This is a genomic window from Thalassospira xiamenensis M-5 = DSM 17429 (genome assembly GCF_000300235.2).
Lineage (GTDB): Bacteria > Pseudomonadota > Alphaproteobacteria > Rhodospirillales > Thalassospiraceae > Thalassospira > Thalassospira xiamenensis.
In genome coordinates, this window is record NZ_CP004388.1 from 1,222,250 (window position 1) to 1,247,555 (window position 25,306).

At 54.0% G+C, this 25,306-nt stretch carries 23 protein-coding genes; 18 read left to right on the plus strand and 5 right to left on the minus strand.

Annotation, left to right across the window (positions count from 1 at the left end; all coding sequences use genetic code 11):
• Positions 1-180: 180 nt before the first annotated feature.
• The 7 genes from TH3_RS05675 (at position 181) to TH3_RS05705 (ending at position 8,004) form a co-directional block, all read left to right on the plus strand.
• Positions 181-885, plus strand: a complete 705-nt coding sequence (locus TH3_RS05675) for a cytochrome b/b6 domain-containing protein (protein WP_007090821.1) — start codon at positions 181-183, stop codon at positions 883-885.
• 221 nt (positions 886-1,106) lie between these two features.
• The gene (arfA, locus tag TH3_RS05680; RefSeq protein WP_007090822.1) at positions 1,107-2,627 is read left to right on the plus strand and encodes an arabinosylfuranosidase ArfA; all 1,521 of its coding nucleotides are present in this window, start codon (positions 1,107-1,109) and stop codon (positions 2,625-2,627) included.
• A 72-nt stretch (positions 2,628-2,699) separates the two neighbouring features.
• Entirely contained in the window at positions 2,700-3,812 is a 1,113-nt protein-coding gene (locus tag TH3_RS05685) for an ABC transporter ATP-binding protein (RefSeq protein ID WP_007090823.1), read from the plus strand.
• Between the two features lie 112 nt (positions 3,813-3,924).
• Positions 3,925-5,196, plus strand: coding sequence for an ABC transporter substrate-binding protein (locus tag TH3_RS05690; protein WP_007090824.1), 1,272 nt, complete (start codon positions 3,925-3,927; stop codon positions 5,194-5,196).
• Between the two features lie 93 nt (positions 5,197-5,289).
• The gene (locus tag TH3_RS05695; protein ID WP_040059638.1) at positions 5,290-6,165 is read left to right on the plus strand and encodes a carbohydrate ABC transporter permease; all 876 of its coding nucleotides are present in this window, start codon (positions 5,290-5,292) and stop codon (positions 6,163-6,165) included.
• Positions 6,165-6,992 carry a carbohydrate ABC transporter permease gene (locus tag TH3_RS05700; RefSeq protein WP_007090826.1) on the plus strand — a complete coding sequence of 276 codons (828 nt, stop codon included), beginning with the start codon at positions 6,165-6,167 and terminating at the stop codon, positions 6,990-6,992. The genes TH3_RS05695 and TH3_RS05700 overlap by 1 nt, the downstream gene beginning before the upstream one ends.
• A gap of 88 nt (positions 6,993-7,080) precedes the next feature.
• The gene (locus TH3_RS05705) at positions 7,081-8,004 is read left to right on the plus strand and encodes an ArsR/SmtB family transcription factor (RefSeq protein WP_007090827.1); all 924 of its coding nucleotides are present in this window, start codon (positions 7,081-7,083) and stop codon (positions 8,002-8,004) included.
• Between the two features lie 130 nt (positions 8,005-8,134).
• On the opposite strand, the gene TH3_RS05710 is transcribed toward TH3_RS05705, so the two are convergent.
• On the minus strand, positions 8,135-8,599 hold the full coding sequence (locus TH3_RS05710) for a c-type cytochrome (protein WP_007090828.1): 465 nt from the start codon (positions 8,597-8,599) through the stop codon (positions 8,135-8,137).
• Between the two features lie 216 nt (positions 8,600-8,815).
• Here TH3_RS05710 and TH3_RS05715 point away from each other — a divergent pair, with 216 nt between their 5' ends.
• The 4 genes from TH3_RS05715 to TH3_RS05725 all read left to right on the plus strand — a co-directional run bounded on the left by TH3_RS05715 (position 8,816) and on the right by TH3_RS05725 (position 12,594).
• A complete protein-coding gene (locus TH3_RS05715; RefSeq protein ID WP_007090829.1) occupies positions 8,816-10,330 on the plus strand; it encodes an NAD-dependent succinate-semialdehyde dehydrogenase in 1,515 nt (504 codons plus the stop codon).
• A 524-nt stretch (positions 10,331-10,854) separates the two neighbouring features.
• A complete protein-coding gene (locus TH3_RS23035) occupies positions 10,855-11,013 on the plus strand; it encodes an RSP_7527 family protein (protein ID WP_167710552.1) in 159 nt (52 codons plus the stop codon).
• A gap of 167 nt (positions 11,014-11,180) precedes the next feature.
• Positions 11,181-11,966, plus strand: a complete 786-nt coding sequence (locus TH3_RS05720; protein ID WP_007090830.1) for an alpha/beta fold hydrolase — start codon at positions 11,181-11,183, stop codon at positions 11,964-11,966.
• Between the two features lie 13 nt (positions 11,967-11,979).
• Positions 11,980-12,594: an NUDIX domain-containing protein gene (locus TH3_RS05725; protein WP_007090831.1), complete on the plus strand. Its 615-nt coding sequence runs from the start codon at positions 11,980-11,982 to the stop codon at positions 12,592-12,594.
• A gap of 13 nt (positions 12,595-12,607) precedes the next feature.
• Here the strand turns inward: TH3_RS05725 and TH3_RS05730 are convergent, their stop codons facing one another.
• Positions 12,608-13,348 carry an SDR family NAD(P)-dependent oxidoreductase gene (locus tag TH3_RS05730; RefSeq protein WP_007090832.1) on the minus strand — a complete coding sequence of 247 codons (741 nt, stop codon included), beginning with the start codon at positions 13,346-13,348 and terminating at the stop codon, positions 12,608-12,610.
• A gap of 143 nt (positions 13,349-13,491) precedes the next feature.
• Here TH3_RS05730 and TH3_RS05735 point away from each other — a divergent pair, with 143 nt between their 5' ends.
• Positions 13,492-13,872, plus strand: coding sequence for a hypothetical protein (locus TH3_RS05735; protein WP_007090833.1), 381 nt, complete (start codon positions 13,492-13,494; stop codon positions 13,870-13,872).
• A 129-nt stretch (positions 13,873-14,001) separates the two neighbouring features.
• On the opposite strand, the gene TH3_RS05740 is transcribed toward TH3_RS05735, so the two are convergent.
• The 3 genes from TH3_RS05740 to TH3_RS05745 all read right to left on the minus strand — a co-directional run bounded on the left by TH3_RS05740 (position 14,002) and on the right by TH3_RS05745 (position 17,375).
• Entirely contained in the window at positions 14,002-15,291 is a 1,290-nt protein-coding gene (locus TH3_RS05740) for a polyhydroxyalkanoate depolymerase (RefSeq protein WP_007090834.1), read from the minus strand.
• Positions 15,292-15,956: 665 nt separating this feature from the next.
• Positions 15,957-16,088 carry a hypothetical protein gene (locus tag TH3_RS23420; RefSeq protein WP_255356831.1) on the minus strand — a complete coding sequence of 44 codons (132 nt, stop codon included), beginning with the start codon at positions 16,086-16,088 and terminating at the stop codon, positions 15,957-15,959.
• 303 nt (positions 16,089-16,391) lie between these two features.
• Complete coding sequence (locus tag TH3_RS05745) at positions 16,392-17,375, minus strand: AraC family transcriptional regulator (protein WP_007090835.1); 984 nt, start codon at positions 17,373-17,375, stop codon at positions 16,392-16,394.
• 274 nt (positions 17,376-17,649) lie between these two features.
• Between TH3_RS05745 and TH3_RS05750 the strand changes: the two genes are divergently transcribed.
• The 6 genes from TH3_RS05750 to zwf all read left to right on the plus strand — a co-directional run bounded on the left by TH3_RS05750 (position 17,650) and on the right by zwf (position 25,304).
• Positions 17,650-18,924 (plus strand): ABC transporter substrate-binding protein, encoded by a 1,275-nt coding sequence (locus tag TH3_RS05750; RefSeq protein ID WP_007090836.1) that lies wholly within the window; start codon positions 17,650-17,652, stop codon positions 18,922-18,924.
• A 137-nt stretch (positions 18,925-19,061) separates the two neighbouring features.
• Entirely contained in the window at positions 19,062-19,985 is a 924-nt protein-coding gene (locus tag TH3_RS05755) for a carbohydrate ABC transporter permease (RefSeq protein WP_007090837.1), read from the plus strand.
• A gap of 1 nt (position 19,986) precedes the next feature.
• On the plus strand, positions 19,987-20,826 hold the full coding sequence (locus TH3_RS05760; protein ID WP_007090838.1) for a carbohydrate ABC transporter permease: 840 nt from the start codon (positions 19,987-19,989) through the stop codon (positions 20,824-20,826).
• 37 nt (positions 20,827-20,863) lie between these two features.
• A complete protein-coding gene (locus TH3_RS05765) occupies positions 20,864-22,492 on the plus strand; it encodes an alpha-glucosidase (RefSeq protein WP_007090839.1) in 1,629 nt (542 codons plus the stop codon).
• Between the two features lie 26 nt (positions 22,493-22,518).
• A complete protein-coding gene (locus TH3_RS05770; RefSeq protein WP_007090840.1) occupies positions 22,519-23,649 on the plus strand; it encodes an ABC transporter ATP-binding protein in 1,131 nt (376 codons plus the stop codon).
• A gap of 149 nt (positions 23,650-23,798) precedes the next feature.
• Positions 23,799-25,304: a glucose-6-phosphate dehydrogenase gene (gene zwf / locus TH3_RS05775; protein ID WP_007090841.1), complete on the plus strand. Its 1,506-nt coding sequence runs from the start codon at positions 23,799-23,801 to the stop codon at positions 25,302-25,304.
• Positions 25,305-25,306 lie beyond the last annotated feature (2 nt).

Sequence of the window (25,306 nt, forward strand, 5' to 3'; positions counted from 1 at the left end):
TTCGGGGTAATTGTTACTGCTTGTGATAATGATTTGCAAACTCGAAATATCTCAACAAGCAGATTTTCCACATTTTTTGCTGTGATAAACGGAATTTGACCTGCACTTTCGGCCGGATCGGGGCATCATCACAATCTTGCATTATTTGCCCGCGCAAAAAGCAGAAAAGGGGACCTGCGTATGAGCGATCAGATGGAACCGCAAAAAACCGTCCGGCTTTGGGATTTTCCCGTGCGCCTGTTTCACTGGGCGCTGGTGATCGCGATTGTGACATCCTGGTGGTCCAATCAGGAAGTCATGATCGATATCCATGCGATTTCAGGATACAGCGTGCTCGCACTCGTACTTTTTCGCATCATCTGGGGATTTGTCGGCAGTTCGAACGCGCGCTTTACCGGTTTTGTCGCCGGACCGCGCAAGGTGATCGGCTATATGCGCAAACTTCCAAACGGCTCGGCCCGCGACCTGACTTATCCGGGGCATAATCCGGCGGGCGGCTGGATGGTTGTGGTGCTGATCCTGCTCGTGGCGATACAGGCAATAAGCGGCCTTTTCACCAGCGAGGATACCTTCCTGTTCTTTGACGGTCCGCTGGTTGCCTATGTCAGTTCCGATTTTGCCAGCACGATGAATTTCATTCACCACACCAATATCAATCTGATTTACGCAGCGGTAGCATTGCATGTTCTGGCAGCGATTTTCTATCTGATGATCAAACGCGAAAACCTGATCGGTGCAATGATCACCGGCATGCGCAAAGTCCCCGAAAGTGTCGCCACCGGTTTCATGCAAATCCGCTTTGCTTCCCCGGTTCTCGGGATCGCGATTCTCGTGGTTTGTGGTCTGGCGGTGTGGGGAATGGTTATCATTGCCAGAAGCGGGTGAAATATTTTATCATATCATCATACTAAATCGGAAAATGTGTTGCGCTGCGGTAAGTTACTGAGTTGACCGTCAGAATTCCGCGGGCGTTAAGACCAAAAAACATGATATATACCGAAATTTATGTATCAGTAATTTTGATATAAAACAAATTACTTGATATATAAATTTCGTGTTCCTAGGCTGACCTCATCAAAGAACAAAATACAGGTGAGGAAACAGTCATGCGGGCACGCGCAACCATTCACAGGGACTTTACAATCGCGACTGTCGACAAGCGGGTTTACGGCTCGTTTCTCGAACATATGGGCCGTGCGGTTTATACTGGTATTTATGAACCCGGCCACGAAACCGCAGATGAAAACGGATTCCGTCAGGACACGTTGGAACTGGTGCGTGGGCTTGACGTGCCGATTGTTCGCTATCCGGGGGGAAATTTTGTTTCGGCCTATAACTGGGAAGATGGTATCGGTCCGCGCGATCAGCGCCCGACGCGGCTTGATCTGGCGTGGCGGACCCGTGAAACCAACCAGATGGGGGTCAATGAATTCGCCGATTGGGCAAAGCTTGCCAATACAGAAATGATGCTGGCCATGAATCTCGGGTCGCGCGGGTTGGAAGATGCACGCAACTTCCTTGAATATTGCAACCATCCCGGCGGAACTTATTGGTCGGACCTGCGCAAGTCCCATGGCTATGCCGATCCGCATGATGTGCGCATCTGGTGCCTTGGCAATGAAATGGATGGTCCTTGGCAGGTCGGTCACAAGACTGCGCGGGACTATGGACACCTTGCCAACGAGGTTTCCAAGGCCTTCAAATATTTCGATCAGTCACTTGAAACCGTGGTTTGCGGGTCGTCGAATGACAAGATGAAAACCTATCCCGAGTGGGAAGCCACGGTGCTTGAAGAAAGCTATGACAGTGTTGATTACATCTCGCTGCACAAATATTTCGGCAACGAGGAAAAGGACACGCTGAACTATTTCGGCCGTGCCGAAGAACTGGACCGCTATATCGTTACCATCGGCGGCGTGATTGATTACATCAAGGCCAAGAAGCGTTCCAAAAAGGATGTCAAAATCTGTTTTGATGAATGGAATGTCTGGTATCACGACCGCAAAACCGATGATCAGCGGATCAAGGAATGGGACTGGCCGGTCGCACCGGCCTTGCTTGAAGAAGTCTATAATTTCGAAGACGCACTTCTGATTGCCAGCCTGCTGAACGTATTCATCCGCCGTTCTGACCGCGTCAAGATTGCCTGCATGGCGCAACTTGTGAACGTCATTGCCCCGATTCTGACGCGTGAAGGTGGGCAGGCATGGGCGCAGACGATTTATTATCCCCTGCAGTTCGCATCAAAGCACGGGCGGGGCACGGCGCTGAATGTCAGTGTGGATGTCCCGCGCTACGATTGTGATGTATCTCAGGACGTGCCTTATCTCGATGCGTCGGCTGTGCAGGCCGAAGATGGTAAGTCTGTTACGATATTCCTGATCAATCGCCACCTCGACAGCGACCTTGGTCTTGATCTGTCCCTTGAAGGATTTGGCAAAACGAGGGTGATCGAGCATGTCGAGCTGTCCGGTTACAAGCTTGAAGACCGCAATTCGATTGACGTACCGGATACTGTAACTCCGAAAAAGGGCAGCGGTATCGGACTTGAGGACGGCAAACTTGCCGGAACGCTCAAGCCGCTGTCCTATCACATGATCCGAATTTCTCTTGATGCATCGGCCTGATGGTTACGGGCTGGCCGGAAGTGCCTGTCAGCCCGCCATCATGTCGGGTTCAGACTTGGGAGGATTACGGAAATGTCCGGTGTTACGCTGAGCAATATCAAAAAGGCCTTCGGGCCGGTCGAAGTTATCCATGATGTGAATATCTCGATCGAACAGGGCGAGTTCGTCGTCTTTGTCGGTCCGTCGGGCTGTGGGAAATCCACGCTGTTGCGAATGATTGCCGGATTGGAAGAAACGACAGGCGGCGTCATCAATATCGAAGGGCAGGATGTCACCCATCAGGAAGCCGCCAAGCGCGGCGTATCGATGGTATTTCAGTCTTATGCGCTCTATCCGCATCTGACGGTTTACGACAATATGGCCTTCAGCCTGCAAATTGCCCGTCGTCCAAAGGATGAAATCCGGGCCAAGGTCGAAGAAGCAGCACGCATTCTGCAACTTGATCAGCATCTGGACCGCAAACCATCGCAGCTTTCCGGCGGACAGCGCCAGCGCGTTGCCATCGGACGTGCCATTGTGCGTCAGCCAAAGGTCTTTTTGTTCGACGAACCTTTATCCAACCTTGATGCCGAATTGCGCGTTCAGATGCGCATGGAAATCGCCCGTCTACACAATCAGATCGGGGCGACGATGATTTATGTCACCCACGATCAGGTCGAAGCCATGACGCTCGCCGACAAGATCGTGGTGCTGAAATCGGGCGTCGTGCAGCAGATCGGGTCGCCTCTTGATCTTTACGATAATCCCGACAACCAGTTCGTTGCCGGTTTCATTGGTTCGCCGAAAATGAACTTCCTGACCGGCACTGTCGCCAAATCAAAGAGCGGCACATCGGACGCTGTTGATATCCGATTGGATGAAGCCCCAAACAGTATCGTTTCGCTGACCCTTTCCGGACCAGTGCCAAAAGTCGGTACTGCCGTCACGCTGGGCATCCGTCCGGAAAATATCGAAACCGGTAACGTGACAGACGCGGATGGGCGCGCCGCGGAACTAACGCTTAAAACCGAATTTACCGAAGAACTCGGCGGGGTCAGCTACGTCCACAGCCTGACCGAAAGTGGCGTGCGCGTAACAATCGAGCGCCGGTCGGATCGCAATCATATCGCACAGGATCACATATCGGCGCGCTTGCCGACACGTCACCTGTTTCTGTTCGATGCCGATGGTGCGCGCCTGCGATAACGCCGCAGCCCACCGGACTACAGTCGCCCGAAACGGGATGCAATCATAACAAGAAACCTGTCAGGGCATTTCAGGTCGGGTCTCATCACCCGGCGAACGAGGAGGAAACGTCGTGAAACATTTCATCAAGGCCGGTCTTTCGGCCGTTATCCTGATAAGCGGTTCTGCCGTCGCCAACGCCCAGACCCAGATTACCTGGTGGGATTTCCTTGAAGGCGGCGATGGCGTGCGTATGAAGGCACTGATCAAGGAATTCAACGAAACCCATCCGGATATCAATATCAGTTCAACCACACTGGAATGGGGCGTTCCGTTCTATACCAAGGTTCAAACCGCAACCGCGGTGGGTCAGCAACCCGATATCATGACCTATCACCTGTCGCGTTTCCCGCTGGCCGTGCCGCAGGGGCAGTTACGTCCGATCAGTGATGATGAGCTGACCGACGCCGGGCTGTCGCCCGATGATTATTTCCCTTCAAGCTTCAACGCAGCCAAGGTTGGTGATCAGCTTTATGGCCTGCCGTTCGATATCCATTCCATCGTTCTTTATTACAATAAGGACGCTCTTGATAAGGCCGGCCTGCTTGGTGAGGACGGCAAACCAAAAGGGCTGGACGGGCTTGAAAACTTCAACGCGGCCCTTGCCAAACTTGAAGAATCCGGGGTCGAGGTTCCGCTGTCTCTGCATACGGATGAAGGCGGATCAATGTGGCGTGTATTCTATACGCTGCTTGCCCAGCAAGGCGCCCCATTTATCGAAGATGGCGAAATCCTCCCCGGTGATGCGGGGCTAAAGGCGCTGAATGCGATGACCAATTGGGTGGCATCGGGTTATTCGCCAGAGCTGATTTCCTACGAGGCATCCATTGCGCTGTTCACATCGGGTCGTGCCGCCATGCATATCAATGGTGTATGGGAAGTCCCGACAATGAAGGATCTGGCCAAGAACGGCGATCTTGGTTTCGAATGGGGTGCCATTCAGATCCCCGTTCTGATGGATCAAAAAGCGACATGGGCAGATTCTCATGCCTTTGCCATCCCGCACAGCGAAGCCAATCCGATTTCGGCTGAGAAGGTCAAAACGGTTCTGCAGATCATCGCTTGGATGAACGAACACAGCCTTTCATGGGCTGATGCCGGGCATATACCGGCTTTCAAGGCGGTTGCCGAAAGCGACGAGTTCAAGAAAATGGAACCGAATGCGACCTATTCCGCACTTGCTGAAACCGCTGTTTTCGATCCTGAAATCTCGATTGCCGGTGTCGCCGGGCCGATTTACGAAGCCACGCAGAATTTCATTGTTCCTGCACTCAACGGGCAGCTCGACCCCGAAGATGCGCTGGACATGGTGCGTGACGAACTCCAGGGCCTGGAACTTAACTGATCATCGGTGACGGTGGTGGCTGGCATTCCTCCCTTTGCCAGCCATCGCTGCCGGTGATCCCTTGCGTGACTTTCATGGCTATGGGGCGCATCAATGCGATTGAAATCCCGAAACAGAACAGTAACGGCCTTGCTGCTGATTGCGCCATTTGTGATCTGCTATCTCGTGGTCTTTGCCTATCCGGTTTACAAAATGTTCGCGATGAGCTTTACCGACGCGCCCTTGATCGGTGAAGGTGAATGGATCGGGTTCGATAATTATATCCGGATGTTCGAACACAAGCTGTTCTACACCTCGGTTTATAACACGCTTTATTTCGTGTTGCTGACGGTGGTGCCCAATACTCTGATCGGGCTTGGCATTGCGATGATGGTCGTCCGGTTGAAGGGCTGGATACAGGCAGGCATTCTGGTGCTGTTTTTCATGCCCTATATTCTGCCGGTGACGGTCGTGACACAAATCTGGCAGTGGATTCTTGATCAGCAGTTCGGGGTCGTTCAGCCCCTGATCGAAGCCGTCGTCGGCCGCCGTATCAGTGTATTCCGTGATCCGGTATGGGCAATGCCGATGGTTGCACTCGTGACCATATGGTGGACCAACGGGTTCAATGTGTTGCTGTTCATTTCAGCCCTGCGCAATATTCCCGACGATTACTACGAAGCCGCATCGCTTGATGGCGCGAGCCGTTTGCAGCAGTTCCGTCGTATCACGTGGCCTTTGCTATGGCCGGTGACCGCGCTGGTTCTTACCCTGCAACTGATCCTGCAGCTCAAGATTTTCGATCAGATTTACCTGATGACACAAGGCGGGCCGTTCAATTCGACCTATGTGTTGTTGCAACTTGTCTATCGCGAGGCGTTCGGGCGCAATCAGGGCGGTTACGCCTCGGCGGTTGCGGTGGCGTTGTTTGTCATCATCGTGGCGGTGTCGGTTCTGCAATATCAGTTGCTTAAAGCGCGGGGGAAATAATGATGGGACGCATTTCGCCAAGCAACATCCTGCTTCTGGTCTTTACCCTGATCGCAGCCTGTGCATGGGCATTCCCGCTTTACTGGGCGATTGTCACATCGCTGAAGCCGGAACCGGAAGTCGTTGGCAGTCTCTCGTTCTGGCCGCAGACATTCGATATTTCTTCCTATGCCTTTGCGTTATTCGATACAAATCTTGTGCGCTGGTACATCAATTCCATCGGGACATCGGTCCTGATTACAGGCATCGTCATCATGATCAGCATGATGTGTGGTTATGCCCTGTCACAACTGGTCTTTCCTGGTCGTCGCGTGCTTTTTCTGGTGGTGCTGGGAAGTTTTATGGTGCCATCACAGGCACTCGTGGTATCGCAATTCGTGCTGATGCATAAATTCGGCATGGTCAATACGTGGGGCGGGATCATCCTGCCGCAGGTGATCATTCCGGTGGTTGTGATTGTTTATAAACAGTTTTTTGACTCTGTGCCCCGTGAACTGCGCGAGGCTGCCAAACTTGATGGTTGCGGCGAATTCCAGATTCTGTTCAAGCTTTATCTGCCGTTGAATTGGGGGATTACAGCAGCACTTTCGATCATCACCTTTATCATGTCCTGGAACAACTTCCTGTGGCCGTTTCTTGTTACCACCTCCGAAGAAATGATGACGGTTACTGTCGGTATTACGCAGGTCGGTGATTCGTTCGGCGTCCAGTATGCGCGTGATATGGCGGTTGCCGTGATGGCAGCGATGCCAGTGGCTGTTGCATATCTGGTTTTCCAGCGCCGCGTGACGCAGGCGATCATGTTGTCATCGGGGATCAAGGGATAAGTTGGCCGTCGCCATTCCTGGCTATATGTACAGTCCGCATATGCATTGGCCGATGGATCGGAAAAGCTGAAGGGAACAATAAAAAGTCATGCAGACAAAATTACTGACAGTCGATCCGGTGAAAGACGCCGACATTGTTCAGGGGCTGGCATCGAAAACCAGGATTGATATCCTGTATCTTCTGCGCAAACACGGCCCGCAAAATGTCAATGAAATCGCCGACATGATGGGATTGCCGCAATCGACTGTTGCAACCAATATCAAGACGCTTGAAAAGGCCGGATTGGTTGAAACCCAGACCATGAAGGCCAAGAAGGGCAATCAGAAAGTCTGTTCGGCAGCTTACAGTGAAATCTATATCCGCTTTGATGCGGATAAAACCAGCTCGGACGATGATCGGGTTGTCGTGAGTATGCCAATTGGCCTGTTCACCGAATTTGATGTGGGGCCACCTTGTGGGATGTGTTCGATTGAACGGATTATTGGTGTGCTTGATGTGCCCAATGTGTTTCTGGACCCGCAACGGATGCAGGCGGCCCTTCTATGGTTCACGCGCGGACATGTCGAATACAAATTCCCCAACAATGCCAAGGTCACCGGACGGTTGCCAAAGCGGATCGAGATCACTGCCGAGGTTAGTTCGGAAACCCCGGAAACCAACGCCGAATGGCCATCGGATATTTCGATCTGGATCAATGGGGTCAATGTCGGCATATGGACTTCACCCGGCGATTTCGGTGATCGGCGTGGCCTGTATTCCCCCGGTTGGTGGAAGCTGGAAGGATCGCAATATGGTCAGCTCAAGACCTGGGTGATCGATGAAAAGGGTACTTGGATCGACGGGCAGAAGATTTCCGATCAAACGATCCATACGCTGGAAATCATGGATCATCACTCGATCCGGTTCCGGATCGGGGTTGATGACAACGCCAAAAATCCGGGCGGGGTAAATATCTTTGGTCGCGGGTTTGGCGACCATGATCAGGATATTACCATGACCCTTTATTTTTAGGCTCGGCATCGCGGGTTAAAGAAATCCCCGAAAGGCTTTTCCTGTCGTGCTGCCGGGGGAGGGCAGCAGGGGGGGAGACAGGGCCTTTCGGGGATGTCCGAGCTTGCTCGTGCCCGGTATCTTCGATCTGTTACTTCGAACGGTATTCGTCGTGGCAGCCTTTGCAGGATTTGCCAAGTTCGCCAAGGGCGGCACCCATTGCGCCCTTGTCACCGGCTGCTGCCGCAAGGTTCATCGCCGCGGTTTTCATTTCCGGGAAACGGCCCGAAAAATCGTCCCAGTTTGTCCAGACATCCGGTTTGGCGGTTGTTTTTACCGATGCGTCGGCTGTATTGGGTTCGAACGCGGCCGGGGCGGCAGTGGCGGAAAACGCAATGCCATTGGCAAGGTTGCGGATCACACCATCAGGCAGTTCGCACTGACCCTTCATGTAGCAGCCAAGTGTCCCCATCGCTCCACCGATGCCATCCATCAGCATCTGACGGGTTTGAACGGTTTCGTTATCCATCGCCTCGTCGGCCTGTGCAGTACCAAATACCCCCAGACCAAGGGCAAGGGATGCGGTCATCAAACCGGCGGTCACAATATGCTTCATGGCTCTCTCGTTGGTTGTCTCTCTGAAACTCTCTGACGGATCGGGGTATTGCGAGCGACCCCGGTTCTTTTATTTCTTATATTAAGGTCACAAGCATTGTTGCCTATGACTTGTCGGTGCGCTTAGTCTCCCAATTGCGCCCCGAAATTCGGAATCACAACCGCGTGATCACCGAATAAATTATTGTAAATGACGTGCACAAGGAAACGCCCCCAAATGTCCGCTGTGTCCAACGCCGCCCCCGATGCCAGCCAAACCGCCATTTCCAATGGCAGATCGCGCGCCCGCAGGCTGATCTCCGACTGGAACCTTGATAAGGCATTTATCAATGGCGACTGGGCACGTGCTGATTCGCGCGAAGCCATTGATGTGTATGATCCGGCAACCGGCAAGGTGATTGGCGATGTGCCCTTCATGCGCACATCCGAGGCACGGCGCGCGATTGATGCCGCGGATGCGGCGTTTCCGGCATGGTCGCGCATGCTGGCAAAGGATCGGTCCGGCTACCTCAAACGCTGGCGCGATCTTTTGGAACAGCATCAGGATGATCTGGCCGCCCTGATCACGCTTGAACAGGGTAAGCCTTATGATCAGGCATTACGCGAAGTCGTCGGCGCCATTGCCTATGCCGAATGGTATGCCGAGGAAGCCAAGCGCGCCTATGGCCAAACCATGCCCGCGACCCAGCGTGACCGGCGCGTGGTGGTGCAAAAGCATCCCGTGGGTGTGGTGGCGGCGATCACGCCATGGAACTTCCCGCTGACCATGGTCGTGCGCAAATGTGCCCCGGCGCTGGCGGCGGGGTGCACAATTGTTGTCAAACCGGCCGAAGATACCCCGATTTCCGCCCTTGCCGCCGCCAAACTTGCCGAAATGGCCGGTTTCCCGGCGGGGGTGTTTAACGTCGTGACAGGCCAGCCCATGCCGATTGGCGAGGCCCTGACAGGGGATCCGCGTGTGCGGATGCTGTCCTTCACCGGCTCGACCGAGGTCGGCAAACGGCTGATGGTGCAATGTGCGCCGACGGTCAAGAAACTGTCGCTGGAACTGGGCGGCAATGCGCCCTTCATCGTGATGGATGATGCCGATATTGATGCCGCCGTGGCCGGGGCTATGATTTCCAAATTCCGCAACAGCGGCCAGACCTGCGTCTGTGCCAACCGCATTTTCGTGCAGGACGGGGTTTATGAAAGCTTTGTCGAAAAATTCATCGCCGCAAGTCATGCGCAGACCATCGGTAACGGCTTCATTCCCGGTACGGATATTGGCCCGCTGATCAATCGTCAGGCGGTGGCAAAAGTTGAACGATTGATCGATGACGCGAAAAAACGTGGCGCGACCCTGCATTACGGTGCTGACCGCCCCGAAGAAGGCCATTTCATCCGGCCGCTGGTGATAACCGATGTGTCCCTTGATACCGATTGCTTTAACGAGGAACTGTTTGCCCCGGTTGCGCCGATCTATCGTTTCAGAACCGAGGCCGAGGTGATCGAACTTTCCAACCGCGTGCGTGCCGGTCTGTCGTCTTACCTTTTCAGTCGTGATATCGGCCGTATCCAGCGGATCGCCGATGGGCTTGAAACCGGGGTGGTTGGTATCAACGATGGCACCACGTCCCACGAAGGTGCGCCGTTTGGCGGCGTGAAGGAAAGCGGGCAGGGCCGCGAAGGCGGTCATTGGGGGCTGGAAGAATATCTTGAACCCAAATATCTGAATTATGCCCTGGGCTGAACCCGCGAATATTCGCTGACTTTCGTGCAATAATTTGAAGATCGCAGAACGGCAATTATGCGTACAACTATTGCCGTTCTGCGATTTCTTAATCAGCCATGCAAAATTGAACGGCGTGCAGTTCCCGGAATCGAGTCTGCAATTTAAAACCGTTTTGTCGGCAAATTGCCATTTAAGACCCCGTCTGAAGCATCAGAAACGCCCTGTTTGATCTGCCTCAATCCCTTTATACGCAAAGGATAGAGGTCTAATTGATCCGGCCTGTTCGGATTGTGTTTGATCTGTGTAAAACAGTGCCGGGAAAATTTCGTTCAAGTTGAATGGCTTATTTGTCATGAGACAATCATGCGTCTTTCGCATGAAATGATTATGACGGACTTGTGTCTGGATATGCGTCAAATGCATGGGTGAGGTGAAAAAACTCGTCTCGTAGGATCGAATAAACAGGCGTACACCGGCTTCAGAACAAATTAACGCGAAACCGGAGCGCACATAGCTCCGCCTGTTATGGAAAGGATAAAGCCATGCGTCGTTATGGTGATTACGATCTGACCACGCTGCAGCGCGAAGCCGAAAAACTCCGTGCTCAGGCGATCCGCAAAGCCGTTGTTACTTTGGTCCGCAAAATTGCTTCCCTGTTTGGCGGTAACCGCCTTCCGGGTGGCCGTCCGGCTGGTGCCTAAGCTTAACGCTTGGCGATAAATACCGGGTCGAATGACCCAAGAAACACCCCCGCATTCCTCCCATGCGGGGGTGTTTTGATTCCCATTCCCACCACAGGGCTTCACGCCACCGTCCGGTCCCGCTATTAAAGGGAATAACCAGATAACCCGATTGCGGAGCGTGCCTGATGAAACTTGCCCATTATGCCTTTGGCGAAGAAAACCGTGACAATGGCACGCTTGTGATCCTGCACGGGCTGTTCGGGCAGGCGCGTAACTGGACCGCCATCGCGCGGCGTCTGGCGGAAAAGTATCATGTAGTCACCGCAGATCTTCGCAATCATGGCCGGTCCGACTGGGACATGAACATGACCTATCCGGCGATGGCATCGGACATCGCCGAGCTGATCCGGGATGTTGCCAATAGTCCGGTACACCTGATCGGACATTCGATGGGGGGCAAGGCATCAATGGTGCTGACCCTGTCACAGGATGCGGATCTGGTTGCCGATCTGGTTGTGGTTGATATTGCGCCTGTGACCTATGACCATGACTATACCGACTATATCAGTGCCATGAAGTCGGTGGATTTCGATGCAGTATCGCGGCGCGCCGAAGTCGAAGATGCACTTGTCCGTGGCGTTTCGGAAAAGGGCGTGCGTCAGTTCCTGGCGCAGAATGTCGCGACCGACAAGGAAACCGGCAAAATGTCATGGCAGGTCAATATCGATGCCATGGCAAACCACCTCTCCGACATCACCGGCTGGCCCGAAACGGCCAATGGCAGTTTTGATCGCGATGTGCTGTTCATATCCGGGGCCAATTCGCATTATGTCGATCCCAAGGACCGCGATCACATCAAGTCGCTATTTCCCAAGGCGGCCTTTACCAGCATCAAGGGCGCAGGCCATTGGGTTCATGCCGAAAAACCCGATGCGGTATTGCTGACCCTGTCGGCATTTCTGAACCGCTAACGGATATTTTGACATGACCGAGCTTCCCAAAGGTTGGAACTTGCCGGAAAACGACGATATCCGCGTTCAGGACATCGAATGCCTGTCGGACAACTGGTATCATCTGTACCGTGTCAGTTTTGATCTGCGCCGCAGCAACGGCGAATGGCAGCATCAGCAACGCGAAGCCTATGACCGGGGCAACGGGGCGGGCATCCTGCTTTATAATCGCGGGGCTGGCACCGTGATCCTGACACGGCAATTTCGTCTGCCATCTTTTGTGAATGGCCATGAAAGCGGCATGCTGATCGAAGTTCCGGCTGGCTTGCTTGACGACCGTGATCCGGCATCCGCCGTGATTGCAGAGGTCCAAGAAGAAACCGGTTACAAGATCGGCAAACCGCAAAAGGTATTTGATCTGTTCATGAGCCCCGGTTCGGTCACCGAACGTCTGCACCTGTTCGTGGCCGAAGTCACAAGCAACCACCGTGCGGGCGATGGCGGCGGCTTGCATGAAGAGGGCGAGGATATCCACGTTCTTGAAGTGCCCTTCAAGGACGCACTGGCCATGATCGCGGATGGTTGCATCAGGGATGCCAAAACCGTCATTCTGTTACAGCACGCCTTGTTGAAGGGGCTGTTTGATTGATGTTTTTGCAGCTTTACCAAGGTAATTCGCTACCATCATAGGCAAAGAAACCGCCGCTTTGTGATGGTTGCAGCCCGTCAATCACCATCAACATATTGGCCGTTGCCAAATCGGGGCTTTGTACATTGAGCCCCGATTTGGCAAACGGGCCCGAAAGGCCGGTATCAACCGTGCCAGGATGCAGGGCGACGCAGATGGCATTGCGTTTGCTGCGTGCAAGTTCGATGGCGGTGCATTTGACCAACTGGTTCAATGCGGCCTTTGCGGCACGATAACCGTACCAGCCGCCCATCCGATTATCGCCGATGCTACCGACCTTTGCCGACAAGGTGGCAAATACCGATTTGCCGTCGCGCGGCAATAACGGCGTGAAATGCTTCATCAGCAAAGCCGGGCCAATGGCGTTGATCAGAAACGATTTCGCCATGTAATCGGCATCGATCTGGCGCAATGATTTTTCCGGCTGAAATACCTCGTCATGCAGATAACCGGTGGCATCGATGATCAGGCGAACGGATTGGTTCTTGGCAGATGCCTTATCACGAACAAAGGCGGCGGCATTTTCGATGCTGCCGGGATCGGCAAAATCAATGGCTGGCTGGGTGCTGCGCGATAGTTCGATCACACCATCGAACCGGCCACAATCGCGAAGATGTTTCACAAAGGCCCGGCCGATGCCGCCGGTTGCCCCGATTACAATTGCGATGCTGGCAGCATCAAAACTTTGCAGTTTGGGGGCGGGTGGTATCGACATGATCTGATCCCCGATCTGGTTTTCTATCCTGTCTGTTTTACGTAGGCAAAACCGTGTTGGTTTATGGATTGTCACAGTAACGGATTACACCCGTCTCAGATGCGTCAGTTATCCTTTATCTTTCGCAAATCAGGGACAATCCAATGCCATATGTTTTTAGCCAGGCCGCCGATACCGAAGCCATCGCCGAACGGGAATGGGGCAAAGCGGCTCAGATCATGTTTACCGGCTTTTCATCGTGCATCGGGATCATGGCAATCAAGAACAATGAGGTCATCGGTGTGCATCTGCCACTGCGCGATGGGAATAACGCGGTGACCAATGACGATATCGATACGGCAATCGGATTGCTGGATGGTGGGGCGTATCCTGTCGTGATCGGATCGATCAGTGCATGGGAAGCATCGGCGTCTGCGGTCTATCAGCGTCTGGTCGATACACTGCATCCGGTTGAGCAATATGCCTATGGCGACGGGACCTATGGTGGCGAAATCGTCAATGGCCGGATTCAGCCGCGCTTTTGACGTCAAGCCGGCTGATGATCGGGGCGGGAACACATCCCCATATCCCCCGTCTCAGGCATCAAAGCCAAAAGCCGCCCCGGATAAGGGCGGCTTTTGAGTGTTCTATTCATCCGAGGATCGGGGCGCTGCCTATTCGGCGGCTTCGATCCTGGTCATGTCTGGCGCGCTTTGGCGGCCTTTGCCCTGCTGGTCGTGGCGGCGGATGAAATCCTTGATCCGCGGGCTGATCTGTTCGCGCCAGCGACGACCGTTAAACACACCATAATGACCAACGCCCTTCTGGATGTGATGCATGCGCATATTATCGGGCAGATTGCTGCAAAGCTTGTGCGCGGCACGAGTTTGTCCCATGCCGGTGATATCGTCTCGTTCACCTTCGACCGTCAGAAGGGCGGTCTTGGTGATGGCGGACGGTTCAACCGGAACTCCCTGCCAGCGCATCGTCCCTTCGGGCAGTTGATGTTCGTGGAACACTGCTTTCAGCGTCTGAAGATAGAACTCGGCACTCATATCCATCACTGCCAGATATTCATGATAGAAATTGCGCTTGGCATCGGCGCTTTCGCCGTCGCCTTCGACAAGATGGGTGAACATCTCGTGGTGGGCGGAAACGTGCTTGTCCCAATTCATGCTCATGAACCCGGCCAACTGCATGAAGCCAGGATAAACGCGGCGCATCACACCGGCATGGGGCAGCGGCACATGCGAAATGACATGGCGTTCAAACCAGTCCAGACTGTGCTGTTTGGCGAAATTGTTGACCTCGGTCGGGTTTTCACGCGTATCGACCGGGCCGCCCATCAGGGTCATCGATGCCGGCTGGCACGGCTCGTTACCTGCTGCCATTAGCGATACCGCGGCAACCACCGGAACGGATGGCTGGCACACTGCCATCAGATGCGTATTGGGGCCCAGCTTGCGCAGGAACTGCATGACATAGTCGATATAGCTATCAAGGTCGAAATGACCCAGATGCACCGGCACCGTGCGCGCATCGATCCAGTCGGTGATGTAAACATCGTGATCGGGCAGTAATGCCTCGACCGTGCCGCGCAGAAGCGTCGAGAAGTGACCGGACAGCGGGGCCACGATCAGAAGCCGCGGATCGTCGGGTTGATTTTTAAGGTGATCGGTTTCGCGTTTGAAATGCAAAAGATTGCAGAACGGTTCGCTGTGAACGATTTCCTCTGTCACGGCAACGGTTTCACCATTGATGATCGTGGTATCAAGGCCAAATTCAGGCTTGCCATAACGATGCGTGATATGGGTGAACACATCAAACGCGGCGGCCACCGCACGGCCCTGATGGGTATAGGCAAGCGGGTTGACCGGATTGCGCAGCCACTTCTTGCTGGCATCTGCCGCCATCCGCAATGGACTGATGGTGGCGTGCTGCAGTTCATAGAGATGGTACAGCATTAATCTCTCACTCCCCGGCGATGCAAAGGTTCGGTGGTGGGGTGCATCGACCGTGTTGGTCCCCGGCTGCATTTTTCCGAAAGGATTTCCGGTGGGCAGGCCTTCTGATTTTCGTAAGTTCCGAACCCGCGTTCGGCCGTTTTTTGCGGGTGACCATCCGGGGTTCAGCTGATTGCGGGCTAAGACACCGCAAAATCACGATAAACAGAAATCCTGCAATTCATCAGAATCCTACGATACTTCAGGTTTCAATCAATAGCCTAAAAGTATGATGAATTTCCAAACTTTCGTTTTTCACCTTGATTCAAACCAACATTCGGGGTGCTGTCGAGTGAAATTTTGCAATGCAGCGTAAATTGTTGCGTTGCAATAATAGTTTTTCCCTGAAAGATGGGGTAAATCCGTCCTGATCTATGCAATGGTATAGTATCTGCGGGACTCGAGGTCCGAAAGAACCAATCAAAGAAAAACGCTGCTGTCGGGGAAACAGCAGCGTCAAGTAGCGCGGAATAACGAAAGTAATATGCAGGTTACAATTTACGTGACCCGGACCGATGGAAGAGGGACGACCGACAGACGGGACAGGGTATGGGTGCGGGGTTGCCTGCCGGTCGTCACCCTGGATGGGAAGTCCATCCGGGTCTCGTAAAAGGTATGAGCTTTGATCAGATCAGACCGCGAAGGGTTTGCGCCATTCCCAGTCCAATCACGAACAGGAAAAATCCGGTGCTTCCGACCACGGCGACCGTGCTGCAAAGCTCGTTTAGGCGGTTCGGATTTTCAAGCAACTTCATCATGGCGATGTCCTCCTCAATCTGTCTGAAGAAACCATACTGATCCCGTTTTGTTCTCACAAGAACAAAATTAGAACAAAGGTCGATTAAATTGTTAAGTTGATGTTTTTAAATGAAATTTATTTGTTCTCGATGTTCTCTTTTTGCTGCTGAAAATGAGAACATCGATGGTGAACACTGTGTGTGAGGTCGAATGAAACCCGCAGAAAACAAAGGCTTTACGCGAGTCTTCAAGGGGGTGGGTCATAGGAGAACGGAAAATGGAACATCGTCGCATTCCAGATGTTCCGTATTGCTTCGCAGGACCTATTCTGCGGCGGATGCCGGAATGGCTGTGCGGCGGTCCGGGACACCGTCGACCTCGCTTGGCAGCGGGCGGGCCGGAACGGCGCCGATGCGGGCATCGGGCATCGGTGGGTGATCGGGGAACTGGCCATGAATGCGAATGTTTTCGCGATAGTTGCTGGCTGATTTTCCGCGATACTGGCGAAAACGCCGGTTGAAGTTAGACAGATTGCTAAAGCCGTTATTTTCGGCGATCTGATAGATCGGAAGATCGGTGCGCGATAGCTGCACGCAGGCCCGCGAAATCCGGTATTCGTTCAGATATTCGACAACACTGCGCCCGGTATAGCGTTTGAACAGCCGGTAAAAACTGCTTTCACTGACCCCTGCCACATCGGCAAGCGATGAAACCCGGAGCGGTTCGGCGTAATGGGCATGAATGAAGGCCAGTGCGCGATCCACCCGGATAGATTCGCTATTCTTCCCGGCTTCGCCGCCAAAATTGGCCGATGCCAGCGGTTTGTCGATCCCGGCAAGCAGGGCTTCAAGCAGTTCGATCATCAGGATAAAGCGCCGCCGCGGTTTGGCATCATCAAGATGCGGGCAGATTTCCCGAACCTGTTCCACGGTTTCATCGCGAAAGGAAAGACCGCGGCGCGCACGGGCAAACAATTCGTGGAAATCTGCAAATTCAACAAAATCCCGCGTGAGGTTTTCCACCCATTCCTGCGAAAGCCAAAGCACATAAACCTCGATCGGACGGGAGGGATCAATGCGTTTGCATTCCCAAAGATGGGGCAGGTTGGGGCCGACCATGGCGAAATCCAGCCCATCAAACGTCTGCCGATGATCGCCAATCAACCGCGACCCTTTGGCGTTGAGCGTCAGGGTCATTTCATATTCGGGGTGCTGGTGCCAGTTGCAGCGAAAATCATCCCAGACATAGTGAAAATAACCCCAGCTATATCCCTGTGGATTCGTGATCCGTTCCTGAATGATCCGCATATCGTCCTACTATTCGTGTCCTGATCGCCGCGAATTTGCAGAATAGTATCATCCTTTGAAGGATATGACACTTTGAAAAGGTGCGATGAGGCGTATCCTTTTTCAATCGGGCGGCTTCGCGCCGGGAAGCAATCACCAAAACAGATTGCAGCCGGTGATTGCATCTGGGGTTCCGGTACGGGCGCCCGACCCGGACAAAAAGACCAATCAAAACGAACAAAAGCAGTTGCCAAAAGCTGTATGGGAAAACCGATAACATCCTAGGGAGGTCTCAATGACCTTGATGAAAAAATTGCTCGCAACCGCGGGCGTTCTTGGCGCAGCTTTCGTGATGGCCGGACAGGCCAATGCCGCAAAAATTTCTATTTCCTGTGGTGCCGTCGGCCAGGAACTTGCGCTTTGCCAGGAAGGTGTCGATGCATGGGCAAAGCAAACCGGCAACGAAGTTGCGGTAATTTCCACCCCGAATTCGACTACCGAACGACTGGCGCTGTATCAGCAGATTCTTGCTGCCGGATCATCCGATATCGACGTGTTCCAGATTGATGTGATCTGGCCGGGGATTCTTGGCAACCACTTCATCGATCTTAACGAATACATGGCGGACGAGGCCAAGCAGCACTTTGAGGCCATTGTTACCAACAATACCTTTGAAGACCGGCTGGTCGCAATGCCGTGGTACACGGATGCGGGCGTGCTGTATTACCGCAAGGATCTGCTGGAAAAGTATGGCGAAAGCGTTCCTGAAACCTGGGAACAGCTGACTGCGACGGCTCAGAAAATTCAGGAAGGCGAACGCAAGGCCGGTAATGACAAGATGTGGGGCCATGTGTTTCAGGGCCGCGCCTATGAAGGGCTGACCTGTAACGCGCTGGAATGGGTGGTTTCGTTCAATGGTGGTTCGGTGGTCGAACCGAATGGCGATATTTCGATCAATAACGATCAGGCAAAAAAGGCGATTGAAACCGCATCAAACTGGGTCGGCACCATTTCCCCCGAAGGCGTTCTTGGCTATGCCGAGGAAGAAGCGCGCGGTGTGTTCCAGTCAGGCAATTCGGTTTTCATGCGCAACTGGCCCTATGCCTGGGCATTGGCCAATTCGGCAGACAGCCCGGTCAAGGGCAAGGTCGGTGTTGCTGCCCTGCCCAAGGGCAGCACGGATGGCCGTTCGGCGGCGGCCCTTGGCGGGTGGCAGTTGTCAGTTTCGAAATATTCGGAAAATCCGGAACTGGCGGCCGATCTTGTAAAGTTCCTGACCTCCTACGAAGAACAGAAACGCCGTGCGATCAAAGGGTCCTATAACCCGACGATTGCCGATCTTTACAAGGACGAAGAAGTCCTTTCGGCCAACCCGTTCTTTGGCGATCTTTACGAAACATTCACCAGTGCGGCACCACGTCCCTCCACGGTGACCGGTTCGAAATACAATCAGGTATCAAGCGAGTTCTGGCAGGCGGTGCATGCATCCTTGTCGGGATCGCAGAACGCCGATCAGGCGATTACCGGACTTGAACGCAACCTGAAACGTGTGAAACGTTCCGGCTGGTAAACAGGGTTGGAGCAACACCGGGAAAACAAGAGCATCCCGGTGTTGCAAACCCTGTTTTCGTACCGGCTTTGCTTTGGCCGGTTTGATGGATGGCGGTCATGATCGATCATCCCCCTTCAAGATCAAGAGCGGTTCCCATGGCGCAAGCTTCGTCCCTGACGCGTGCAAGACGGCGTTCGGCATGGCTGTTTTTAACACCGATGCTGGTCATTCTTGCCGCAGTGGCCGGTTGGCCGTTGCTGCGGACTTTCATCTTCGGTTTTACCGATGCAAATCTTTCCGACCTTGGCAATTATGGCTTTATCGGCTTTGAAAATTTCTATGCGGTTTATGACGGCGAGACGTTCGGCCTTCTGGCCGATCCGGAATGGTGGCAGGCCGTCTGGAACACGATTTACTTCACCGTGATTTCGGTTTCGCTTGAAACGGTGCTGGGTATCATTGTGGCCCTTGTCCTTAATCAGGAATTCAAGGGGCGCGGTCTGGTTCGGGCGGCGGTTCTGATCCCGTGGGCGATCCCGACGATTGTATCGGCCAAGATGTGGAACTGGATGCTGCACGACCAGTTCGGCATCATCAATGATCTTCTGATGTCACTGGGGCTGATTGCATCGCCGGTTGCCTGGACAGCCAATCCCGATACGGCAATGGTCGCGGTAATCATGGTCGATGTCTGGAAAACCACGCCGTTCATGGCGCTTCTGACACTGGCGGCCCTCCAGATGCTGCCAAGTGACTGTTACGAGGCCGCCCGTGTCGATGGTATTCATCCGATCCGGGTGTTTTTCAAGGTGACATTGCCGCTGATCAAACCGGCATTGATGGTCGCCGTGATCTTCCGTGCCCTTGATGCATTGCGTGTGTTTGACGTGATTTATGTTCTTACGCCGAACAATCCGAACACCATGACCATGTCGGTCTATGCCCGGCAGCTTCTGGTCGATTTTCAGGAAGTCGGCTATGGCTCGGCGGCGTCAACACTGCTGTTTCTGGTCATCGCCTTTTCGATCATGGCCTACATGATGATCGGTCGGGTCCGGCTTGACGAAGGGGGACATTAAGATGAACCGCAATGTCAAATCCCTGATGATGAAGGCAGGGTTCTATCTTCTGGTAGCGGTGATCGTGATCTTTGCCGTTTTCCCGTTCTACTATGCGATCCTGACCGCGTTCGAAACCGGGTCTGCGCTGTTTGACGTCAATTATCTGCCGGAAAGTTTCAGTTTCTCGAACTATCTGTCGGTGTTTGAAGGGCAGCCGTTCGGTCGCAATATCTTCAATTCGATCTTTGTCAGTGTGATGGTTGTGGCCCTGTCGCTTTTGATGGGGGTAACTGCGTCCTATGCGCTTGCGCGGGTTAAATTTGCCGGGCGGGGATTGTTGCTGGTGACGATCCTGTCGGTGTCGATGTTTCCGCAGGTCGCAGTGCTGTCGGGGATGTTCGAACTGATCCGGGCGGTTGGGCTTTATAATTCGATGTTCGGGCTGGCGATTTCATACATGATGCTGACCCTGCCATTCACGGTCTGGATCCTGACCGCCTTCATGCGCGAACTGCCGCGCGAGCTTGAAGAAGCCGCCGTGATGGATGGGGCCAGCCCGTGGACCGTGATTACGCGCGTGTTCCTGCCGGTCATGTGGCCTGCCATGGTGACCACCGGGCTTCTGGCCTTCATCATGGCATGGAACGAATTCCTGTTTGCCCTGACCTTTACCCTGACCAATGAACAACGCACCGTGCCGGTTGCCATCGCCCTGATTTCCGGGGCCAGCCAGTTTGAAATGCCATGGGGCAATATCATGGCGGCATCGGTGATCGTGACGGTTCCGCTGATTGTTCTGGTTCTGATTTTCCAGCGTCGCATCGTGTCCGGCCTGACCGCCGGGGCTGTCAAAGGCTGATGCGGCTTCTCGTCCCACATGACCTAAGGTGACTTAAATGGCTTTGGCCGGAAATCCTGACTGGTGGCGCGGTGGCGTCCTGTATCAAATCTATCCGCGCAGCTTCTTTGATTCCAACGGCGATGGTATTGGCGACCTGCCCGGGATTACCCAGAAACTGGATTACATTGCCGATCTGGGAGTTGATGGCATCTGGCTGTCGCCATTCTTTACCTCGCCGATGAAGGATTTCGGCTATGACGTGGCGGATTACCGCGATGTCGATCCGATGTTCGGGACATTGGCCGATTTCGACCATCTGGTTGAAAAGGCCCATTCGCTTGGCCTGCGTGTCACCATTGATCAGGTCCTGTCGCACAGTTCCGATCAGCATGCCTGGTTCAAGGAAAGCCGGTCATCACGTGATAATCCCAAGGCCGACTGGTATGTCTGGGCTGATCCCAAGCCCGACGGCACGCCGCCCAATAACTGGCTGTCGATCTTTGGCGGTTCGGCATGGAAGTTCGATACCACCCGGCAGCAATATTACATGCACAACTTTCTGGTCAGTCAGCCGGACCTGAATTTCCATAACCCGGATCTTCAGGCCCAGTTGCTTGACGATGTGGAATTCTGGCTGCGTCGTGGGGTGGATGGTTTCCGGCTTGATACCGCCAATTTCTATGTCCATGACGCGGAATTACGTGATAACCCGCCATGGGTTCCGGGCACCCACCGGCCCGAAGGCGCGCCAAAGGAAAATCCCTATACCCGCCAGATGCATGTCTATGACAAGACACGCCCGGAAAATATCGCGTTCCTTAAAAAACTGCGCGCGGTTCTTGATAAATATCCGGGGGCAACGACGGTCGGTGAAATCGGGTCGGACAATTCGCTGGCGACGATGGCGGAATATACCGCCGGGGGCGACAAGCTTCACATGGCCTACACGATCAATCTGCTCGAAAGCCCGCTTGAAACGCCGCTGATCCGCGGGATGTTGCGCAATGTGTTTGATGTTCTTGGTGATGGCTGGCCGTGCTGGGCGGTATCGAACCATGATTTTGTCCGGGTTGCGACCCGTTGGGGCAGGGACAAGGGTGGCGATAATGATGCCCGCCTTCGCATGATCCCGGCCCTTTACACGACTTTGCGTGGCACGCCCTGCATCTATCAGGGGGAAGAACTTGGCCTTGAAGAAGCCGTCGTGCCCTTCGAATTGTTGCAGGATCCCTACGGGATTGAAATGTGGCCGGAATTCAGGGGGCGCGATGGATGCCGGACCCCGATGCCGTGGATGAATGCCAATATCCCCCATGGTGGTTTCACCACAAGCGATACGCCGTGGCTGCCGGTCCCCCAGGATCACAGCGCGCTTGCCGTGGCCGAACAGATGGATGATCCCAATTCATTGCGCAGTTTCTATCGTGATCTTCTGGCGTGGCGTAAAATCCATCCGGAAATCATCGATGGCGATATCGAGATGCTCGATATCGATGACAATGTCATTGCCTATGCCCGGATGGCGGGCGTGGTCCGGACCATTTGCGTGTTCAACACTACACCCGATGCCCGGACCGTGACCTTGCCCGGGCGTTCGGATGCGAATTTCGCCCTTAACAGCGGATCGGTTACCGGCAATCAGCTTTCGCTGCCGGGTTGGGGCTTTTATTTCGGAACGATATAAATCGACAAGTCGAGGGAGGAACCCGCATGTCGGAAGTGGTTCTTAAGCAGGTTAAAAAACGTTTCGGTCCGATCGAAACCATTCATGGTGTCGATCTGAACATCCGCGATGGCGAGTTTTGTGTGTTTGTCGGCCCGTCGGGATGTGGCAAATCAACCTTGCTGCGCCTGATTGCCGGGCTGGAAGATATCAGCGACGGCGAACTTTCCATTGGTGGCGAGGTCGTCAATGACAGGGCGCCAAAGGATCGTGGTGTTGCCATGGTCTTTCAGTCCTACGCGCTTTATCCGCATATGACGGTCTATGAAAACATGGCGTTCGGCCTTGATCTTGCGAAAAGAACCAAGGACGAACAACGCGAACGCGTGATGGCTGCGGCCAGGGTGCTGCAACTTGAAGAATTGCTGGACCGCAAGCCAAAGGAACTTTCAGGTGGGCAGCGTCAGCGCGTGGCGATTGGCCGGGCGATTGTACGCAAGCCGAAAGTCTTCCTGTTTGATGAACCGCTGTCGAACCTTGATGCCGGTTTGCGCGTGCAAATGCGCATCGAATTGACAAAACTTCATGAAAAATTGAAGTCCACGATGATTTATGTGACGCATGATCAGGTCGAAGCCATGACAATGGCCGACAAGATCGTGGTTTTGCGGGCCGGTTCGGTCGAACAGGTCGGGACCCCGCTTGAACTCTATCATCACCCGCAAAATCAATTTGTTGCGGGCTTCATCGGGTCGCCTAAAATGAACTTTGTTCCGGCGGTTGTGATGGGGGTTTCGCAACAAACTGTTACGGTTAAACTGGATTCCGGTAAAGAGGTGACGCTGCCTGTTGATGGCAGTGGTCTTGACGCCGGAGATCGTGTAACAGTGGGCATCAGACCGGAACATTGCAGCCTTGCCGATCAGGACACGGCAATGCTGTCAGGAACGGTCGAAGTGGTTGAACATCTGGGCGAGGCGGGTCTCGTCTATGTGCAGGCCGATGGGGACGAACTGTTTGTTGCCCGTGTCACGGGTGATACGGCAATTGTAACAGGATCATCCATCGGCATTCATGCCCGGGTGGAAGATTGCTATCTGTTCGATCAGAACGGACAAGCCAGACGGCGCCTTGATGTGGATAACGAACCGCTCAGAGCCCAGCTGGCAACAGGATAGGCGGTGGCGGGGGAAACCCGGCACCTGCCAACACGGTAAATACCGTGGCCCGGTCGTTTGCCAGAGCCCTTCGGGCTCGGGATCCCACCTTTACGACGGGGAGGAAACGAGTGAGAGCAAAGCAGTTCGCTTGGAAGGCTTAGGGCAAGATGACACAAACGACGACGCAGCGCCAACGGCTGAAGCATCGTATCGCTGATATCGTGATTTTCGGTGGGACCGGAGATTTGGCGTTACGCAAACTTTTCCCCGCACTTTACGAAATGGAACGTACCGGGCGTTTCGATGATACCACCCGTATTTTCGGCGCATCACGTAGCGAACATTCCGATGAAGAATTCCGCGCCAAGCTGGAAGAAGCCGGAAAGAAATACATTCCCAAAGGCGAATTTGACGCCAAGGTCTGGAAAAAGTTTGCAGCCCGCATCGCCTATGTTCAGGTTTCCGCCGGGGATGAAGCCGGGTTTAAAATCCTGCATGAAAAGCTTTCCGATCAGCCGGATCGCGACCGTGTTTATTATTTCTCGACCAGCCCGTCGCTGTTTGCCGATATGGCCTTTAACCTCAAGAAAGCCGGTCTGGTAACGCCCAATTCCCGCGTTGTGCTTGAAAAGCCGCTGGGCCACGATCTTGAAAGCTGCCGTGAAATCAACGGCCAGATCGGTGAAGTCTTCGAAGAACACCAGATTTTCCGTATCGACCATTATCTTGGCAAGGAAACGGTGCAGAACCTTTTGATCCTGCGCTTTGCCAATGCCATGTTCGAACCGCTGTGGAACAGCGCGCATATCGATCATGTGCAGATCACGGTCGGCGAAGAAGTCGGCGTCGAAGGGCGCTGGTCCTATTATGACGATGCCGGTGCGATGCGCGACATGGTTCAGAACCATATGTTGCAGCTTCTCTGCCTTGTCGCGATGGAAGCCCCGCATGTTCTCGATCAGGACGCGGTGCGTGATGAAAAGGTCAAGGTGCTCAAGGCGCTCAAACCGATCAACGATTCCAATATCGACAGTGCCACCGTGCGCGGCCAGTACCGCAACGGTGCCGTCGGTGGCAAGGAAGTCCCGGGCTACCTTGAAGAAGAAGGTGCCAATATCGACAGCACTACCGAGACATTCGTTGCCATCCGGGCCGAACTGAATAACTGGCGCTGGGCCGGGGTGCCGTTCTATCTGCGGACAGGGAAACGCTTGCCGAAACGTCATTCGGAAATTGTCATCCAGTTCCGCGATGTACCGCACCAGATTTTCCCGCTGGCAAAATCCATGACCAATTATCAGGCCAACCGCCTTGTTCTGCGTTTGCAGCCTGATGACGGCATTCATCTGGTTCTGAATACCAAGAATCCGGGGCCGGGGCTTGTGCGCCTGCGTCCGACCGCGCTTAACCTGTCCTTTGCCGAGGCGTTCGGTGGGCGCAGTCCGGATGCTTATGAACGTCTTTTGCTCGATGCGATTGATGGCAATAACACGCTGTTTGTTCGCCGTGACGAGCAGGACATTGCCTGGCAGTGGGTCGATGCCATTCAGGAAGCATGGCAAAGCAATCACATCACGCCCAAGGGTTATACCTCGGGCACGTGGGGGCCTTCGGCGGCAATTGCGCTGATCGAGCGCGACGGCCGGACCTGGAACGAAGAAGCCGGGTTCTGATG

Excerpts from the sequence above, each read along its gene's own strand:
- TH3_RS05675 (WP_007090821.1), top strand. The coding sequence starts at position 181 with ATGAGCGATCAGATGGAACCGCAAAAAACCGTCCGGCTTTGGGATTTT.
- arfA (WP_007090822.1), top strand. The coding sequence starts at position 1,107 with ATGCGGGCACGCGCAACCATTCACAGGGACTTTACAATCGCGACTGTC.
- TH3_RS05685 (WP_007090823.1), top strand. The coding sequence starts at position 2,700 with ATGTCCGGTGTTACGCTGAGCAATATCAAAAAGGCCTTCGGGCCGGTC.
- TH3_RS05695 (WP_040059638.1), top strand. The coding sequence starts at position 5,290 with ATGCGATTGAAATCCCGAAACAGAACAGTAACGGCCTTGCTGCTGATT.
- TH3_RS05700 (WP_007090826.1), top strand. The coding sequence starts at position 6,165 with ATGATGGGACGCATTTCGCCAAGCAACATCCTGCTTCTGGTCTTTACC.
- TH3_RS05705 (WP_007090827.1), top strand. The coding sequence starts at position 7,081 with ATGCAGACAAAATTACTGACAGTCGATCCGGTGAAAGACGCCGACATT.
- TH3_RS05710 (WP_007090828.1), bottom strand. The coding sequence starts at position 8,599 with ATGAAGCATATTGTGACCGCCGGTTTGATGACCGCATCCCTTGCCCTT.
- TH3_RS05715 (WP_007090829.1), top strand. The coding sequence starts at position 8,816 with ATGTCCGCTGTGTCCAACGCCGCCCCCGATGCCAGCCAAACCGCCATT.
- TH3_RS23035 (WP_167710552.1), top strand. The coding sequence starts at position 10,855 with ATGCGTCGTTATGGTGATTACGATCTGACCACGCTGCAGCGCGAAGCC.
- TH3_RS05720 (WP_007090830.1), top strand. The coding sequence starts at position 11,181 with ATGAAACTTGCCCATTATGCCTTTGGCGAAGAAAACCGTGACAATGGC.
- TH3_RS05725 (WP_007090831.1), top strand. The coding sequence starts at position 11,980 with ATGACCGAGCTTCCCAAAGGTTGGAACTTGCCGGAAAACGACGATATC.
- TH3_RS05730 (WP_007090832.1), bottom strand. The coding sequence starts at position 13,348 with ATGTCGATACCACCCGCCCCCAAACTGCAAAGTTTTGATGCTGCCAGC.
- TH3_RS05735 (WP_007090833.1), top strand. The coding sequence starts at position 13,492 with ATGCCATATGTTTTTAGCCAGGCCGCCGATACCGAAGCCATCGCCGAA.
- TH3_RS05740 (WP_007090834.1), bottom strand. The coding sequence starts at position 15,291 with ATGCTGTACCATCTCTATGAACTGCAGCACGCCACCATCAGTCCATTG.
- TH3_RS23420 (WP_255356831.1), bottom strand. The coding sequence starts at position 16,088 with ATGATGAAGTTGCTTGAAAATCCGAACCGCCTAAACGAGCTTTGCAGC.
- TH3_RS05745 (WP_007090835.1), bottom strand. The coding sequence starts at position 17,375 with ATGCGGATCATTCAGGAACGGATCACGAATCCACAGGGATATAGCTGG.
- TH3_RS05750 (WP_007090836.1), top strand. The coding sequence starts at position 17,650 with ATGACCTTGATGAAAAAATTGCTCGCAACCGCGGGCGTTCTTGGCGCA.
- TH3_RS05755 (WP_007090837.1), top strand. The coding sequence starts at position 19,062 with ATGGCGCAAGCTTCGTCCCTGACGCGTGCAAGACGGCGTTCGGCATGG.
- TH3_RS05760 (WP_007090838.1), top strand. The coding sequence starts at position 19,987 with ATGAACCGCAATGTCAAATCCCTGATGATGAAGGCAGGGTTCTATCTT.
- TH3_RS05765 (WP_007090839.1), top strand. The coding sequence starts at position 20,864 with ATGGCTTTGGCCGGAAATCCTGACTGGTGGCGCGGTGGCGTCCTGTAT.
- TH3_RS05770 (WP_007090840.1), top strand. The coding sequence starts at position 22,519 with ATGTCGGAAGTGGTTCTTAAGCAGGTTAAAAAACGTTTCGGTCCGATC.
- zwf (WP_007090841.1), top strand. The coding sequence starts at position 23,799 with ATGACACAAACGACGACGCAGCGCCAACGGCTGAAGCATCGTATCGCT.